Below are 16,587 nucleotides of genomic sequence, written 5' to 3'. Positions count from 1 at the left end.
CGCATCATAGCCCATGGTGGTTGTACGATCACCGTTCTGGCGCGACTTTCATCCATATCCTTCACGCAAAAAAAATGCCCCGACCGACGTCGGGGCATTTTTCAGACGGGTGTGTAAGCGAAATCCGCCTACTTCACCACTTTCAGGCTTGGCCGACCGCTAGGGCGCGGCGGCTCGGTATCCGGTGGCGGTACATCATCACCGTCTTCGCCTTCGATCGTTTCGTCATCCTCCAAAGGCGACTCCAGATCGAACACCATGCCCTGGCCATTTTCCCGGGCGTAGATCCCGAGGATGGCACCGATGGGCACGAACAGCGTATGGGGCACACCGCCGAAACGCCCTTCGAAGCTCACCGCTTCGTTGTCCATGTGCAGGTGGCGCACGGCACTGGGCGATACGTTCAGCACAATCTGTCCGTCACTGGCAAAACCCTGGGGTACCTGAACCGCAGGAAATTCGGAATTGACCAGCATGTGCGGGGTGCAATCGTTGTCCACAATCCACTCATAGAGCGCGCGGACCAGGTAAGGTCGACTGGAGTTCATCAACGGCTCCTTAAGCCTTAGCGCATATCACGTTCGGCACCAGACAGACTCGCCTGGAAAGCCTCACGCGCAAACTGGCGCTCCATGTAATCAAGCAACGGCTTGGCCGGCCGTGGCAGTTCAATGCCCAGAATCGGCAAGCGCCAGAGTATGGGTAATAGGCAGCAATCCACCAAGCTTTGTTCCTCACTGAGGAAAAAAGGTTTATCGGCGAACAACGGCGAAACGCCGGTGAGGCTCTCGCGCAATTCCTTGCGCGCCTGCACACGAGCGGCTTCTTTGGAACGCGAATCCAGGATCACATCCACCAACCCGCACCAGTCACGCTGGATCCGATGGATCAGCAGGCGGCTGTTGGCACGCGCCACCGGGTACACCGGCAGCAAAGGCGGATGAGGGTAACGCTCATCCAAGTATTCCATCACCACGGTAGACTCCCACAACGCCAGGTCACGATCGACCAGGGTGGGCAAGCTGCCGTAAGGGTTCACTTCGATCAGCTTCGGCGGCTGACGGCCCGCCTCCACACTGATGATCTCGGCGCTGACACCCTTCTCTGCGAGCACGATGCGTACTCGGTGGGAATAGTGGTCGGCGGGGTCGGAGTAACAGGCCAACCGGTTGGTCACGCCCATGGCGGTCCTCCTCGCTTGTTGAAATTATCGAAAGCTCAAAAACGAGCGCGCCCAGAAAGCATCCCTGTAACGTCCGGTTCAAACCGACGCTACGTGTTCAGAGATGCCGCTGGGCGCGCAAGATTAACAGCAATTGCTTACGGTTGGATCAATGCACATCCTTCCAGTATTCACGCTTGAGCAAATAAGCGAATACAAAGAAGAAAGCCAGGTACAGCAAGACGTAGGTACCGATGCGCTGATGCTGCAGTTTGACCGGGTTGGCCGAGTAGGCCAGGAAGGTCACCAGGTTCTTGACCTTCTCGTCGAACTGCTCTTCGTTCAGCGTACCGGTCTTGGGCACGATGGTCAGTTGATCGCACGCTTCATGGGTCAGCGGCGTGCCGGTCAACGGATCATATTGCTTCTTGCCGTCTTCAACGACCTGAACCTGTTTGCATCCTACCACCTGGCGCCCCTGCAGGCCGACCAGAACGTTCGGCATGCCGACGTTCGGGAAGACTTTGTTGTTCACGCCATAGGGGCGTGCAGGGTCTTCGTAGAAGGATTTGAGGTAACCGTAGAGCCAGTCGGTACCGCGCACACGAGCCACCAGGGTGAGGTCGGGGGGCGCGGCGCCGAACCAGGTCTTGGCGTCGGCCGGCTGCATGCCGATGTTCATGTGGTCGCCGATCTTGGCGCCTGTGAACACAGCATGGCTGAGCATCACCTCATGGGGAATTCCCAGGTCATCGGCAACGCGCTCGTACCGTTGGAACTTGGCGCTGTGGCACCCCATGCAGTAGTTGGTGAATGTACGCAGCCCATCCTGCATGGCGGCTTTGTCAGACACATCGATATCGACTTTTTCCAGCTGCGCACCATGTTCGGCAGCGAAGGACAGTAGCGGCAGCGCCGCAAGCACGAATGCAACGAGTAATTTTTTCATCAGCCAGTCACCCTTTCCGGAACCGGTTTGGTCTTCTCGAGCCGGGTATAGAACGGCATCAGAATAAAGTAGGCGAAGTACAGGAAGGTGCAGACCTGCGACAGCAAGGTCCGTTCAGGGGTGGGCGCCAATACACCCAACACACCCAGGATCACGAACGAAATGCAGAACACCCACAGCCAGATCTTGCTCAGCCAGCCTTTGTAGCGCATTGACTTGACCGGGCTACGGTCGAGCCACGGCAGCACGAACAGCACCGCGATGGCCGCGCCCATGGCGATCACGCCCATGAGTTTGTCGGGGATCGCACGCAAGATCGCGTAGAACGGCGTGAAGTACCAGACCGGGGCAATGTGCTCAGGTGTCTTGAAGGCGTTGGCCTGTTCGAAGTTAGGCTTCTCCAGGAAATAACCACCCATCTCCGGGAAAAAGAACACGATCGAGCAGAACACAAACAGGAACACGACCACGCCGACAATGTCTTTCACGGTGTAGTACGGGTGGAACGGAATGCCATCCAGCGGGATGCCGTTTTCGTCCTTGTGCTTCTTGATGTCCACGCCATCCGGGTTGTTGGAACCCACTTCGTGCAGCGCCAGGATATGCAATACCACCAGGCCCAGGATCACGATCGGCAAGGCCACCACGTGCAGGGCGAAGAAGCGGTTCAGGGTGATGCCGGAGATCAGGTAGTCACCACGAATCCACTGGGTCAGGTCGTTGCCGATCACCGGGATTGCGCCGAACAGCGAGATGATCACCTGGGCGCCCCAGTAAGACATCTGGCCCCAAGGTAGCAGGTAGCCCATGAAGGCTTCGGCCATCAGCGCCAGATAGATCAACATGCCGAAGACCCACACCAGCTCACGGGGCTTCTGGTACGAGCCGTAGAGCAGGCCGCGGAACATGTGCAGGTAGACGACGATAAAGAACGCCGACGCGCCGGTGGAGTGCAGCAGGCGCAGGATCGAGCCGTACTCGACATCACGCATGATGTATTCGACAGAGGCAAACGCCTCTTCCGCCGACGGCGTGTAGCTCATCGTCAACCACACGCCGGTTACGATCTGGTTGACCAGCACCAACAGGGCCAGGGAGCCGAAGAAGTAGAAGAAGTTGAAGTTTTTCGGCGCGTAATATTTGCTGAGATGGTCTTCCCACATTTTAGTGGCGGGGAAGCGCGCATCCACCCAATCCATGAACTTGCTCATCACGCGTTCTCCTTGTCGAGGCCAATGACAATGATGTCGTCAGATTCGTAATTGTGAGGAGGAACCGGCAGGTTCAGGGGGGCGGGCTGGGATTTATAGACGCGGCCCGCGAGGTCATAGTGGGAACCGTGGCACGGGCAGAAATAACCGCCGACCCAGTCTTTGCCCAAATCGACAGGCGCCACTTCCGGGCGGAAGGTAGGTGAGCAACCCAGATGGGTACAAAGACCAACCAGCAGCAGAATCTCTGGTTTGATCGAACGTGCTTCGTTCTTGGCGTAGGCGGGCTGGTCGGACTTTTCGGATGTCGGGTCAGACAGCTGGCCTTCGATCTTCTTCAAATTCCCCAGGATTTCCTCGGTACGACGAACAATGAAAACCGGCTGGCCGCGCCACTCAGCAATCATCTGCTGGCCTGGCTCGATCTTGCTGACATTCACCTTCACCGGTGCACCTGCGGCTTTCGCCTTGGCACTGGGAAACCATGACCCCACGAACGGGACCGCAGCCCCCACCGCTCCTGCAGCACCCACCACGGATGTGGCTGCTACCAAGAAGCGACGCCGGCCTGCATTCACGCCGTCATTGCTCATTCAGTCCTCTCCCATCAGCTTTTTGGCCTGTTAAATCAGGCGTCTACTAAGTGTTGAATCTTTACTTATAAAAATTTTGACGGATGGTAATGAAAAGCCCCACGTATGACAAGGGAATTGCCCGGGGCTCCGTCTCCAGGCCTTGTAGTATAGGGGGTCTACGGATGTGGCAAGTTGTCACGGCGAAAAATGTGCATAAATCACAGGCAATAAAAAACGCCCAGCTCCGTGAGGAGGCTGGGCGTTTTTGTGGAACGTAAAGCGAATTAACGCTTCGAGTACTGCGGACGCTTACGCGCTTTACGCAGACCGACTTTCTTACGTTCAACTTCACGAGCATCGCGAGTCACGAAGCCAGCTTTGCGCAGAGCGCCACGCAGGGTTTCGTCGTACTGCATCAGAGCGCGAGTGATACCGTGGCGGATTGCGCCAGCTTGACCACTTACACCGCCACCGATAACGGTGACGTAGATGTCGAACTTTTCAACGGTCTCGGTCAATTCCAGCGGCTGACGAACTACCATGCGGGCAGTTTCGCGGCCGAAGAAGTTGTCCAGGGAGCGGTTGTTGATCGAGATGTTACCAGTGCCCGGACGCAGGAAAACGCGTGCGGTTGCGGTTTTGCGACGGCCAGTGCCGTAATTTTGAGTCGCCGACATAATGAACTATTCCGTTAAAACTTCAGTTCTTGGGGCTGCTGAGCAGCATGAGGGTGTACAGCGCCCGCATAGACTTTCAGCTTGCGAAACATATCGCGACCCAGTGGGCCCTTAGGCAGCATGCCTTTGACCGCGATTTCGATCGGGGCTTCAGGCTTCTTGGCAATCAGGCCTTCGAAGTTGGAAGACTTGATACCGCCTGGGAAACCGGAGTGACGGTAGTACATTTTGTCGCTTGCTTTGTTGCCGGTTACACGAACCTGCTCAGCATTGATGATGACGATGTAGTCGCCGGTATCAACGTGCGGGGTGTATTCAGGCTTGTGCTTGCCACGCAGACGGCTGGCGACTTCAGTGGCCAGACGACCCAGGGTCTGACCAGCGGCGTCGACGACAAACCAGTCGCGCTGAACTGTTTCCGGTTTTGCAGTAAAAGTTGTCATTCTTTAATAGCCTCAGGGGCCGCCTGTAAATTTAGACGGCGGATCTTACTGAATAGTGCGTACTTTGACAAGGTCAAAGGCAGCCGGATACAGACGCTATCGGGGGCTCGGGTCGGCGCGTCCGTTCAACGGCAAGATTCTTCGGCAGGCGGCGCATCACTTCCACTGCAGAAAGAGGTGGGCAATTATGCAGATTGCGAAAAAAAATTCAACCTGCTTTTATGATTGTTTTCCCCCGAAGGAGTACCCGATGGATTACCGACAGCTGGGCCGCACCGATCTGAATGTCAGCGCGATCGCGTTGGGCACCATGACCTGGGGCGAGCAGAACAGCGAGGCAGAGGCCTTCGCGCAGATCGAACGGGCCAAGGCCGCGGGGATCAACTTCCTCGACACTGCAGAAATGTACCCGGTGCCGCCCAAGGCCGACACCTACGCCACCACCGAGCGCTACATCGGCAACTACTTCAAAAGCCGTGGTGACCGCGCCGACTGGATCCTTGCCAGCAAAATCGCCGGCCCCGGCAACACCATCGACTACATCCGCGATGGCCACCTGCGCCACAACCGCAAGCACATCGGCGCAGCCCTCGACGCCAGCCTCAAGCGCCTGCAGACCGACTGGATCGACCTCTACCAACTGCATTGGCCGGAGCGCAGCACCAACTTCTTCGGCCAGTTGAGCTACAAGCACAAGGACGAAGACGACCTCACGCCACTGGAGGAAACGCTCGAAGCCCTGGATGAACAGGTGAAGGCCGGCAAGATCCGCCACATTGGCCTGTCCAACGAAACGCCGTGGGGCACCATGAAGTTCCTCGCCCTGGCCGAAGCCCGCGGCTGGCCGCGTGCAGTGTCGATCCAGAACCCCTACAACCTGCTCAACCGCAGCTTTGAAGTGGGCCTGGCGGAAGTTGCCATTCGTGAGCAGTGCGGCTTGCTGGCCTATTCGCCTTTGGCGTTCGGCATGCTCAGTGGCAAGTATGAAGACGGCGCACGTCCGGCCAAGGCGCGCCTGACCGAGTACAGCCGTTTCAGCCGCTACTTCAACCCGCAATCGGAAGCGGCGTGCAGCCGATATGTGGCGTTGGCGCGCAAGCATGGCCTGGACCCGGCGCAGATGGCGCTGGCGTTTGTGACACAGCAGCCGTTTGTGACCAGCAATATCATTGGGGCCACATCACTGGAACAACTGGACAGCAACATCGCCAGTGCCGAACTGAAATTGTCGAAAGAGGTGCTGGAAGGGATTGAGGCGATTCAGAAGGATCATCCGAATCCAGCACCTTGATTGATCCGCACTGATCGTTCCCACGCTCTGCGTGGGAATGCCGCCTTGGACGCTCTGCGTCCGCTTTCAGAGTCGTGACGCGGAGCGTCACATGAGGCGTTCCCACGCGGAGTGTGGGAACGATCAATCAAGAGCACCTAACAATCAAAGTGCCCGCGCAATGATCTCCTTCATGATCTCATTGGTCCCCGCATAAATGCGCTGCACCCGCGCATCCGCCCAGGCCCGGGCAATCGGGTATTCCCACATGAAGCCGTAGCCGCCATGCAACTGCACGCACTCATCGAGCACCTTGCATTGCAGGTCCGTGGCCCAGTACTTGGCCATCGCCGCCGTGGGCACGTCCAGCTTGCCTTCCAGATGCAAGGCCATGCACTGATCGACAAACACGCGGCCAATCTGAATCTCGGTGGCCATCTCCGCCAGCTTGAACCGGGTGTTCTGGAAATCGGCAATCGCCTTGCCGAACGCCTTGCGCTCTCGCGTGTACTCGAGGGTCCATTGCAACGCCGCTTCGGCTGAAGACAGCGCGCCAATCGCCACGGTCAGGCGTTCTTGTGGCAGTTCCTGCATCAGGTAGGTAAAGCCCATGCCCGCCTGGCCCAGCAGATTTTCCTTGGGCACGCGCACATCCTGGAAGAACAGCTCCGAGGTGTCCTGCGCCTTCATGCCGACTTTCTCCAGGCGCTTGCCCTTGTCGAAGCCCGGCGTGTCGGCTTCCACCAGGAACAGACTGGTGCCCTTGGCGCCAGCCTTGGGATCGGTCTTGGCGACGACAATCACCAGATCAGCCAGGTAGCCGTTGGTGATAAAGGTCTTGGAGCCGTTGATCACATACTCATCGCCGTCCAGCACTGCGCTGGTCTTGACCCCTTGCAGGTCAGAACCGGCGCCCGGCTCGGTCATGGCAATGGCCGTGACCATCTCCCCGGAGATCAACTTGGGCAGGTACTTGTGCTTCAGTGCTTCACTGCCGTAATGCAGGATGTAAGGCGCGACGATATCCGAGTGCAGGGAAAAGCCGATGCCGGTCAAACCCAGGCGGCTGACTTCTTCGATCACCACCGCGCTGTAGAGAAAATCCGCGCCCAGCCCGCCATATTCCTCTGGCAGGTGGGAACACAACATGCCCGCCTCCCCCGCCTGGTTCCACAGGTTACGTTCGATATAGCCCTGCTTTTCCCATTGCCCATGGAAGGGCACGGCGTGCTTTTCGAGAAAGGTGCGCACGCTCTCACGGAAGAGTTCGTGCTCCGAGCTGAACAAGGTTCTGGGGATCATGGGTCACCTGCGTGGATTGTCGGACAAGGACGAGCCCACAGAGCCTATGCCCCGAAGGCGTCACGGGACACTGGACACATGCGACAAAAAATAAGACGATCCAGCCGTCTGGTGACCACTTTCCCCTATAAGAATAAATGAAATTATGTCTAACCAAATCTCCACGCCGTTGCGGCGCGTCAGCATTTTGGCCATTGATCGGGTATTCGCTTCAACCCTCATGCAAGCCAAGGATTTCTTCCATCTCGCCAGCCTGCGCCATGGCAAACAGCAAGGCCTGGGCCTGACCCCAGGGTTCGAAACGCGCCTGGTCAGCCCCGACGGCCAGTCCGTGCGCAGCTTCAGCGATGTGATCATGCCGGTGGACGGCGGCCTCGAAGACGCCGACATCATTGTGCTGCCAGCTTTCTGGGACGACTTCGATGCCCTGTGCTCGCGCTACCCGCAAGTGCTGCCGTGGCTGCGCGAACAGCACGCCCGCGGCGCCGTACTCTGCGGCGAGGCCACCGGGGTGTTCTGGCTGGCCGAAGCCGGGCTGCTCGATGGCAAGGAGGCGACCACCTACTGGCGCTTCTTCAATGCCTTCAGCGAGCGTTTCCCCAAGGTGCAGCTCAATCAGGACAAGCACCTCACGGATGCCGATAACCTGTATTGCGCCGGTGGCACCACGTCGGCCTGCGACCTTTATATCTACCTGATCGAACGCTTCTGCGGCGCCAACATCGCCCAGGCGGTGGCCCGCGACATTCTCTATGAGGTGCAGCGCAACTATTCACCGGGGCGGATCGGGTTTGGCGGGCAAAAGCTGCATCAGGACGTGATCATCCTGCAGATCCAGCATTGGCTTGAAGAGCACTTTGCCGACAAATTCCGCTTTGAAGACGTCGCCCGGGAACACGGCATGAGCATCCGCAACTTCATGCGCCGCTTCCAGACCGCGACCGGTGACAAGCCGCTGCATTACCTGCAACGCCTGCGCATCGAGACCGCCAAGGGCCTGCTCTCGGGCAGCCGCAAGAGCATCAAGACCATCAGCTACGAGGTGGGTTACGACGATGCGAGTTTCTTTGCGCGGTTGTTCAGGCAGCACACGGAGTTGTCGCCCAACCAGTATCGCCAGCAATTTCAGCAGGCCGCCTGACTCCAGGCCAACACAAACCATTGTGGGAGCTGGCTTGCCTGCGATGACGGTGTATCAGCCTGCCTAAAGTTGACTGATACACCCCCATCGCGGGCAAGCCCGGCTCCCACATTAGATCTCCATTGAGCCGGAGATTGATTAAGGCTTGTGGCCGCGCGACAGGAACTCGTGGGACTGCATTTCCAGCAGGCGGCTCAGGGTGCGTTGGAATTCGAAATTCAAGCGGCCGCCGGTATAGAGGTCCTTGAGTTCGACTTCCGCCGAGATGATCAGCTTGACGTTACGGTCGTAGAACTCATCGACCATGTTGATGAACCGTCGGGCGATATCGTCGGTGGTCACGCCCATCTGTTCCACACCACTCAAGATCACGGCGTGGAAGATCTTGCCCAGCTCGATGTAATCGTTCTGGCTGCGTGGCCCATCGCACAGTTGGCGGAACTCGAACCAGGCCACGTCATCGCAGGTGCGCAGCGCGATGATTTCGCGGTTCTCGATCATCAGCTTGTCGTTTTCCACCGCTTGCGTGCATTCCGGCGTCAGCGCACGGAAGCTTTTCTTCAGGCTTTCGTGCGCCGCTTCGTTGAGCGGGAAGTGGAACAGCTCGGCTTGCTCCAGGTGACGCAAGCGGTAGTCGACGCCGCTGTCGACGTTGACGATATCGGTGTTCTGCTTGATCAGCGCAATGGCCGGCAGGAAGCGCGCACGTTGCAGGCCATCCTTGTACAGGCCATCGGGCACGATGTTCGACGTGGCCACCAGGGTCACACCGTTCTTGAACAGTTCTTCCATCAGCGTGCCAAGGATCATGGCGTCGGTGATGTCGGAGACGAAGAATTCATCGAAGCAGATCACCCGGGCCTCTTGGGAGAAACGCTTGGCGATGATGGTCAGCGGGTTTTTCTCGCCCGGCAGGGTCTTCATCTCTTCGTGCACGCGCTTCATGAAGCGGTGGAAGTGCGTACGCACCTTTTCCTTGAACGGCAGCGCTTCAAAGAAGGTGTCTACCAGGTAAGTCTTGCCACGGCCCACGCCGCCCCAGAAATACAGGCCCTTGACCGGCGTGTGGTCTTTCTTGCCAAACAGCTTGCTGAACATCCCTGGCTTGCTTTGCGACGCGGCCACGAGGTCCTCGTACAGGCGCTGCAAATGACGCACGGCATTTTCCTGGGCCGCGTCGTGGAAGAACTCGGGGCGTTTCAGATCAGCTTGATATCGTTCTAGGGGCGTCATAATTTCGTTAGCAAGGCAACAAAAACGGGCCGACACTGTAACGACGGCCCTGGATAATGGCAATCAACCCTTGGTCGGGTTAATCCTCGATTGGGGTTAACGCAGCGCGCAAAGCGGCGATGGCGGCATCGCGAGATGAAATCTCTTCGAAGAAAGGCCCATCTGCGATGCAGTAGCCTTCCAGCCAGACGCTGAAGGTGGTTCCTTCTTCGCGAATATCCAGTGCCTTACCCGACTGAAGATCTTTAGTTGCAGCGCCTGCCAACTTACCATCAGAAAATTTGCGCGAAACTAGAAGCTGTTCACCGTTAGGCGCCAACAGGCGGAAGCGGAAGCTGCCATCGTCTTCACGGAAGCTCACAAACCGTGCAGCCTTCGCTGCTTTTTTCTTGGTGACGACCGGCACCGCCGCCTGGTTGACGAACGAACGCAGGCCCACCGCTTCACGCAGCTCGGCCAGGAACGGTGCCGCCACAGCGCGGGCCTTCTTGGCGCCGACCTGCAGCAGGTCTTCCATGTCCGATGGGCGCTCCATCAGTTGATGGTAACGCTCGCGCGCTTCGCCGAGCTGGCCGTCGAGCAGTTGGAACAGACGGTTCTTCGCCTCGCCCCAGCCCAGGCCTTCTAGCAGCTCACCACGGAATTGGGCTTCCTGGGCCTTGGTCGCGAACGCCTGGTACAGGGTGAGCAGGTGCGAATTGTCCGGATCCTTGGCTTCGCCTGGCGCGCGGGAGTCGGTGACGATCCGCGAGATCGCGTCCTTCATGTCCTTGGCGCTGGTGAACAACGGGATGGTGTTGTCGTAGCTCTTGGACATCTTGCGACCATCCAGGCCTGGCAAGGTGGCCACGCTTTCTTCGATCAGCGCCTCGGGCATGGTGAAGAATTCTTTACCGTTGCCGAACAGGTGGTTGAAGCGCTGGCCGATGTCGCGGGCCATTTCCACGTGCTGGATCTGGTCGCGGCCCACCGGCACCTTGTGCGCATTGAACATCAGGATGTCCGCTGCCATCAGCACCGGGTAGCTGTACAGGCCCATGCTGATGCCCGCATCCGGGTCTTCACCGTTTTCCACGTTCTTGTCCACCGAGGCCTTGTAGGCATGGGCGCGGTTGAGCAGGCCCTTGGCGGCAACGCAGGTCAACAGCCAGGTCAGCTCGGGGATTTCCGGGATGTCCGACTGGCGGTAGAAGGTCACCCGGTTCACATCCAGGCCACCGGCCAGCCAGGTCGCGGCGATTTCCATACGCGAGCGCTGGATGCGCTGCGGGTCATCGCATTTGATCAGGGCATGGTAGTCGGCCAGGAAGTAGAAGGAATCGGCATTCGCGTCTTCGCTGGCGAGGATCGCCGGGCGAATCGCACCGGCGTAGTTGCCCAGGTGCGGCGTGCCGGTGGTGGTGATGCCGGTGAGGATACGGGTACGGGTCGTCATGGGTGATCGCTTGTCATCAATTCGAAAGGCGTGGCAGCACCAGATCCTTGAGATCGGTCAGCTTGCCGTGAAAAAAGTGTCCGCATTCTGCCACTTTCAGCAACTCATGGGGGCGTTTGAGGGCGGCGGACCAGTCGTAGACCAGCTGCGGGTCAACCACTTCGTCGCTTTCCGGTTGGATCAGGGTCAACGGGCAGCCCAGCGGTAACGCGTCGGTATCGCGCAGGCGCATCACCGCAGCGGCAATCATGAACAGGTGTGCGAGCTTTTCACCTTTGGCTTCCAGGCGGCCGCCGAGGCTGGCGGCCACATACCCACCGAAAGAAAAACCGAGCAAGGTGATTGGCAGGTCCGGGTGCTTTTCCCGCAGCCAGGTGGCGGCCGCTTCAGCATCGTCGACCTCACCGGTGGACATATCGTGAGTACCGGCACTGGCACCTACGCCACGGTAATTGAAGCGCAAAGTAATCAAACCCGCATCGCGGGCAGTGCGTTGCAGGGTCGAGACGACTTTATTGAGCATGGTCCCCCCCTGCACCGGGTTAGGGTGGCAAACCAGCGCCAGGCCACGTGGTTCGGGGTGATCCAGGTACAAGGCTTCCAATTGGCCCACCGGGCCATCGATCAAAACGGGGGTTTCACGCATGAGCAAGGATGAACTCCGTGACCTCTCAAGGGGTCGACTCGTCTAGCTAAAAGTCTGTGCATGGCATCATTGCGAGCTTAATCGCGGTATACAGCGCAGGTTTGAGCCGTTAACGTAAAGCAAAGCCGTTTATAGAGGAAGGACTCGTGGAACACTCGCTCTTAGTTTGGTTGTTGCCGACTCTTGCCCTGGTTGCCGGTGTCGCCATTGGTTTCCTGGTTGCCCGCCTGCTGCCGAATGCCGCGCCTAACCGCACGCAGCGTCAGCTGGATGACATTCAGGAACGTTTTGACAGTTATCAGAACGAGGTTGTTACCCACTTCAACAGCACCGCGACCCTGGTCAAGAAGCTCACCCAGAGCTACCAGGAAGTACAGGATCACCTCGCCGATGGCGCTAACCGCCTGGCCCTCGACGACATCACCCGCCAGCGCCTGCTGGCCGCGCTGCATTCCGATGCACCGCAAACCCCACGGGAACGCCTGACCCCGCCTCGGGAAAACCAGGAGCCACCACGGGACTACGCGCCAAAGACGCCGAACGCTCCAGGCATGTTGGATGAGCATTACGGCTTGAAGAAGTAAGTCATCTTCGAGCAACAAAAAGCCCGGCTGATCGATGATCTGCCGGGCTTTTTGTTGGGTGCCTGAACCATCAGACAACACCATGCCCCTGTGGGAGCTGGCTTGCCTGCGATAGCGGTGTGCCCGTTGACACACCTGCCTCAGACACTCCGCCATCGCGGGCAAGCCCGGCTCCCACATTGAGCGAGCAGGCACTCAAGTGAGTTGTTGTTCCTGCAACCGCCCACCGTCGATGCGCACATGCCGCCCATGAAAGCGCTTGAGGCTGCTGCGGTGGCCGACGCTGACGATGCTCAACCCCGGCAACTCATCGATCAACGCCTGGTACAAGGTTGCTTCGTCTTCTTCATCCATGGCCGAGGTAGCCTCATCCATGTACAGCCATCGCGGTGCAAACAACAGCGCACGGGCAAAGGCCAGGCGCTGTTGCTCGCCGGGCGAGAGCATGCGTTGCCAGTGGTTGGCTTCATCCAGGCGGCTGACCAGATGGGGCAGGCGACAGGTTTCCAGCACCTGTGCATAACGTTCTGGTGAATAGACACTGTCGTCCTGTGGATAACTCAACACGGCCTTGAGCGTACCAATCGGCAGGTAAGGCTTTTGCGGCAGGAACAGGTAGCGCGTCGCCGGCAAGCGAATGCTGCCATGACCGGCGGGCCACAGATGCCCCATCGCCCGCAGCAAAGTGCTCTTGCCGCTGCCGGAACGCCCGCTGAGCATGACGCGCTGGCCAGGCTCCACGGTCATGTGGGCGTCGGTGAGCAAATGGCGGCCGTCGGCCAGGTCCATGCCCAGGTCCTTGATCACCAGGCGCTCGCCTTCAGGGCGCACGTCGATCGCCGGCGTGCGTTGCTCGTTGTCGCTCATGGCCTGCTGGAAACTCAGCAGACGGTCGCTGGTGGCGCGCCATGTCGCCAGCTCCGAATAGGCGTTGATAAACCAACTGAAGTTCTCTTGTACGTTGCCGAACGCCGAGTTGATTTGCATCAGCTCGCCCAGCTCGATCTTGCCAGTGAAGTAGCGCGGCGCGGCGACGATAAAGGGGAAGATGATCGCGATCTGGCTGTAGCCAGCGGTGAAAAAGGTCAGGCGCTTGGACACTTTCATGATGTCCCAGAAGTTCTGCCAGACCTTGCCGAAGCGCGAACTCAGGCGTTGCCTTTCATTCGGCTCGCCGTTGTACAGGGCAATACTTTCGGCATTCTCACGCACCCGCACCATGGAAAAACGCAGGTCCGCTTCGAAGCGTTGCTGTTGATTGCTCAGGCCGATCAAGCGCCGGCCGATCAAGTGCGTCAGCCAACTGCCCACAGCGGCGTACAGCAGCGCACACCAGAACATGTAACCGGGGATGGTGACGCCGAACACTTCGATGCTACCCGAGACGCCCCACAGGATGATCGAGAATGACACCAGGCTGACCACGTTACGCAGCAACCCAAGGCCCAGACTCAAGGTACCGGACGTGAAGTTGTTAAGGTCTTCGGAAATCCGCTGGTCCGGGTTATCGGTGTAGCCGCCCTGCTCCAGCTGGTAATAATTCTTGTGGGCCAGCCAACGGCTGAAGTGTTTTTCGGTGAGCCAGGCGCGCCAGCGAATCGTCAGCATCTGGGTCAGGTAAAGGCGGTACACCGCGCCGAGTATCGCCACCGCCGCGATCCCGCCGAAATAGCCGATCAGTTGCCAGAAGGCCGCGGTGTCTTTCTTCTCCAGGGCGTTGTAGAAGTCTTTGTACCAGTGGTTGATCCACACGGAGATCGCCACGCTGAACAGCGACAGGCCAATCACTGCGGCCAGCAGCAGCCAGGCCCTGCCCTTCTCTTCACTGCACCAATAGGGTGTGATCATCGCCCAGGTTCGGCGGAAGAATTGCCCACGCACCGCGTCGTTGACCGCGCGATATTCAGCATTCTGATTCATCGTTCAGGCTCGGTAGGAAAAAGTCACAGGCGTTTGAACCGATCATAGGTGATCGGTTCGTGCGTCCGTGCAGCCTGAAGCGAGTTGTTCAGTCGCCGTTCAGCGTCGTACCGGGCGCTTCTGCAACTTGCGTTGCAGCGTGCGGCGGTGCATGCCCAGGGCGCGGGCGGTGGCGGAGATGTTGCCTTCGTGTTCGGTCAACACGCGCTGGATGTGTTCCCACTGCAGGCGGTCCACCGACATCGGATTTTCCGGCACCAGGGTGTCGAGGTCGGCATGCTCGGACAGCAAGGCGGCCAGCACATCGTCGGCATCCGCTGGCTTGCACAGGTAATTGCAGGCGCCGCGCTTGATCGCCTCGACGGCGGTGGCGATGCTGGAGTAACCGGTGAGGATCACCACGCGCATTTCCGGGTCGAGTTCCAGCAGCTTGGGCAGCAGCACCAGGCCCGAGTCGCCGTCCATTTTAAGGTCGAGGGCGGCGTAGTCCGGCAGGTCGGCCTGGGCGATGGTCAGGCCTTCTTCGGCAGAACCTGCGGTGCTGACGCGAAAACCGCGCCGGCTCATGGCGCGCGCCATCACGCGGGTAAAGGTCGCGTCGTCATCTACCAGCAACAGGTGCGGCAGTTCTTCGCCTTCGACTTGGATCTCGTCACTCATCGATATCTCCTCGTGCGACACGGGGCAGGCGCAGCTCGGTGAGCGTGCCACCTTCCTCATGACTATAGAGCTTCACTGAGCCGCCCGCGCGGGTCACGCTGGCCTTGCTCAAAAACAGGCCCAGGCCGAAGCCTTTGCCCTTGGTGGTAAAGAAGGGTTTGCCGATTTGCTCGGCAATGGCCAGCGGCACGCCCGCGCCGTGGTCACGAATGCTGATAGTGACGTTTTCCGCGTCCCAGTCCAACTGCACCCCGAGGCCTTCAGGGCAGGCATCGGCTGCATTGTTCAGCAAGTTGAGCAGCGCCTGGGTCAGGTCCGGCGGTGGCGCCATGCGCGGTACGCTGCCTTGGCCCAGCAGGTTGAAACGGTAACTGGCTTCGGGACGCATCAGGTGCCAGCGGTTGAGTGCCTCATCGAGCCACTGGGTGACGTCTTGCATTTCGACCGCCAGACGGCGGTTGGCTTCGGCGGCGCGCACCAGTTGCTGGAGTGTCAACTTGCACTGCTTGACCTGTTCCTGCAGCACACTCAAATCATCTTGCAGGGCCGGGTCGTGATGGTCCTGGGTCATTTCCTTGAGCAGCACGCTCATGGTCGCCAACGGCGTGCCCAACTCATGGGCGGCGCCAGCGGCCTGGGTGGCAACGGCCAGCAGTTGCTGGTCACGCAGGCCCTCTTCACGGCGAATGGCGCGCAGTTCTTCCTGGCGGCGCAATTCTTCGGCCATGCGCGCGGCAAAGAAGGTAATGACTGCCGCAGACAGGGCGAAGCTCAACCACATCCCGTAGATCTGCAGGTTTTCCCGGGCGATGGGGAATGTCTGCAAGGGGTAGAACTGCGCCAACAGCAGGGTGTACAGCGTCAGCGCAATGCCCGACAGCACCACCGAATAGCGCCACGGCAGGGTGACGGCAGCGATGGTCAAAGGCACCAGATAGTAGGAGACGAAGGGGTTGGTAGAACCACCGGAGAAGTACAGCAACACGCTGTGGATAAACAGGTCGCAGGCCAGTTGCAGGGCGTATTCCAGCTCGGTCACAGGCCAAGTGGTGCGCAGTCGAATGGCGGTGAACACACACAATACGGTGGAGAACCCCAGGGTCACGGCCAATTGCAGCCAGGGCAGCGGCAGCAGGTCGAACCAATAGGCAAGCCCGACGGAACCGGCCTGTGCGGCCAATACCAGGGTGCGAATGAACGTCAGGCGCCAAAGGTTCTGGCGGGTGGCGGAAGTCAGTTTTACGGCGGCGAGCATGAGCTCTCCTGATGAGCGCTGCAGGTATATCGCACCGAGTATAACCAAGACACGAGGACGGCAGGGCTTATGCGGCAAACTGCCACAGCGCGGCCTTCTCCTGCCCACATAATTTGGCGCATTA

At 59.1% G+C, this 16,587-nt stretch carries 17 protein-coding genes; 3 read left to right on the top strand and 14 right to left on the bottom strand.

The window, feature by feature from the left end; translation table 11 throughout:
- Nucleotides 1-128: 128 nt before the first annotated feature.
- The 7 genes from BT204_RS12915 to rplM all read right to left on the bottom strand — a co-directional run bounded on the left by BT204_RS12915 (nucleotide 129) and on the right by rplM (nucleotide 5,017).
- On the bottom strand, nucleotides 129-548 hold the full coding sequence (locus BT204_RS12915; protein WP_014716912.1) for a ClpXP protease specificity-enhancing factor: 420 nt from the start codon (nucleotides 546-548) through the stop codon (nucleotides 129-131).
- A gap of 17 nt (nucleotides 549-565) precedes the next feature.
- Complete coding sequence (locus tag BT204_RS12910; protein ID WP_003188529.1) at nucleotides 566-1,183, bottom strand: glutathione S-transferase N-terminal domain-containing protein; 618 nt, start codon at nucleotides 1,181-1,183, stop codon at nucleotides 566-568.
- 148 nt (nucleotides 1,184-1,331) lie between these two features.
- Entirely contained in the window at nucleotides 1,332-2,111 is a 780-nt protein-coding gene (locus tag BT204_RS12905; RefSeq protein ID WP_014716911.1) for a cytochrome c1, read from the bottom strand.
- Nucleotides 2,111-3,322, bottom strand: coding sequence for a cytochrome b (locus BT204_RS12900; protein WP_003188526.1), 1,212 nt, complete (start codon nucleotides 3,320-3,322; stop codon nucleotides 2,111-2,113). The genes BT204_RS12905 and BT204_RS12900 overlap by 1 nt, the downstream gene beginning before the upstream one ends.
- Nucleotides 3,322-3,915: a ubiquinol-cytochrome c reductase iron-sulfur subunit gene (gene petA, locus BT204_RS12895; protein ID WP_003188524.1), complete on the bottom strand. Its 594-nt coding sequence runs from the start codon at nucleotides 3,913-3,915 to the stop codon at nucleotides 3,322-3,324. The genes BT204_RS12900 and petA overlap by 1 nt, the downstream gene beginning before the upstream one ends.
- A gap of 266 nt (nucleotides 3,916-4,181) precedes the next feature.
- Complete coding sequence (gene rpsI / locus BT204_RS12890; protein ID WP_002555064.1) at nucleotides 4,182-4,574, bottom strand: 30S ribosomal protein S9; 393 nt, start codon at nucleotides 4,572-4,574, stop codon at nucleotides 4,182-4,184.
- A 14-nt stretch (nucleotides 4,575-4,588) separates the two neighbouring features.
- The gene (gene rplM, locus BT204_RS12885; protein WP_003188508.1) at nucleotides 4,589-5,017 is read right to left on the bottom strand and encodes a 50S ribosomal protein L13; all 429 of its coding nucleotides are present in this window, start codon (nucleotides 5,015-5,017) and stop codon (nucleotides 4,589-4,591) included.
- 250 nt (nucleotides 5,018-5,267) lie between these two features.
- Here rplM and BT204_RS12880 point away from each other — a divergent pair, with 250 nt between their 5' ends.
- Nucleotides 5,268-6,308 carry an NADP(H)-dependent aldo-keto reductase gene (locus tag BT204_RS12880; protein ID WP_072447065.1) on the top strand — a complete coding sequence of 347 codons (1,041 nt, stop codon included), beginning with the start codon at nucleotides 5,268-5,270 and terminating at the stop codon, nucleotides 6,306-6,308.
- 144 nt (nucleotides 6,309-6,452) lie between these two features.
- On the opposite strand, the gene BT204_RS12875 is transcribed toward BT204_RS12880, so the two are convergent.
- The gene (locus BT204_RS12875; protein WP_072447063.1) at nucleotides 6,453-7,589 is read right to left on the bottom strand and encodes an acyl-CoA dehydrogenase family protein; all 1,137 of its coding nucleotides are present in this window, start codon (nucleotides 7,587-7,589) and stop codon (nucleotides 6,453-6,455) included.
- A 220-nt stretch (nucleotides 7,590-7,809) separates the two neighbouring features.
- Between BT204_RS12875 and BT204_RS12870 the strand changes: the two genes are divergently transcribed.
- On the top strand, nucleotides 7,810-8,730 hold the full coding sequence (locus tag BT204_RS12870) for a GlxA family transcriptional regulator (RefSeq protein ID WP_169918830.1): 921 nt from the start codon (nucleotides 7,810-7,812) through the stop codon (nucleotides 8,728-8,730).
- Between the two features lie 138 nt (nucleotides 8,731-8,868).
- Here the strand turns inward: BT204_RS12870 and zapE are convergent, their stop codons facing one another.
- The 3 genes from zapE to BT204_RS12855 all read right to left on the bottom strand — a co-directional run bounded on the left by zapE (nucleotide 8,869) and on the right by BT204_RS12855 (nucleotide 12,044).
- Nucleotides 8,869-9,963 carry a cell division protein ZapE gene (gene zapE, locus BT204_RS12865; RefSeq protein WP_003188500.1) on the bottom strand — a complete coding sequence of 365 codons (1,095 nt, stop codon included), beginning with the start codon at nucleotides 9,961-9,963 and terminating at the stop codon, nucleotides 8,869-8,871.
- Between the two features lie 79 nt (nucleotides 9,964-10,042).
- A complete protein-coding gene (locus BT204_RS12860; RefSeq protein WP_072447050.1) occupies nucleotides 10,043-11,398 on the bottom strand; it encodes a tryptophan--tRNA ligase in 1,356 nt (451 codons plus the stop codon).
- 16 nt (nucleotides 11,399-11,414) lie between these two features.
- Entirely contained in the window at nucleotides 11,415-12,044 is a 630-nt protein-coding gene (locus BT204_RS12855) for an alpha/beta hydrolase (protein ID WP_054919343.1), read from the bottom strand.
- Nucleotides 12,045-12,190: 146 nt separating this feature from the next.
- Here BT204_RS12855 and BT204_RS12850 point away from each other — a divergent pair, with 146 nt between their 5' ends.
- Nucleotides 12,191-12,628, top strand: a complete 438-nt coding sequence (locus BT204_RS12850) for a Z-ring associated ZapG family protein (RefSeq protein ID WP_003171734.1) — start codon at nucleotides 12,191-12,193, stop codon at nucleotides 12,626-12,628.
- A 195-nt stretch (nucleotides 12,629-12,823) separates the two neighbouring features.
- Here BT204_RS12850 and BT204_RS12845 read toward each other — a convergent pair whose 3' ends face one another.
- The 3 genes from BT204_RS12845 to BT204_RS12835 all read right to left on the bottom strand — a co-directional run bounded on the left by BT204_RS12845 (nucleotide 12,824) and on the right by BT204_RS12835 (nucleotide 16,463).
- Complete coding sequence (locus BT204_RS12845) at nucleotides 12,824-14,548, bottom strand: ABC transporter ATP-binding protein/permease (RefSeq protein WP_072447049.1); 1,725 nt, start codon at nucleotides 14,546-14,548, stop codon at nucleotides 12,824-12,826.
- Nucleotides 14,549-14,647: 99 nt separating this feature from the next.
- On the bottom strand, nucleotides 14,648-15,208 hold the full coding sequence (locus BT204_RS12840; protein WP_003171731.1) for a response regulator transcription factor: 561 nt from the start codon (nucleotides 15,206-15,208) through the stop codon (nucleotides 14,648-14,650).
- A complete protein-coding gene (locus BT204_RS12835; protein ID WP_003188495.1) occupies nucleotides 15,201-16,463 on the bottom strand; it encodes an ATP-binding protein in 1,263 nt (420 codons plus the stop codon). Before BT204_RS12835 ends, BT204_RS12840 begins: the two co-directional genes overlap by 8 nt.
- Nucleotides 16,464-16,587 lie beyond the last annotated feature (124 nt).

Source organism: Pseudomonas sp. NFPP02 (assembly GCF_900119355.1).
GTDB classification, from domain to species: Bacteria; Pseudomonadota; Gammaproteobacteria; order Pseudomonadales; family Pseudomonadaceae; genus Aquipseudomonas; species Aquipseudomonas paracarnis.
This window is presented reverse-complemented; position numbering and strand designations above follow the sequence as displayed.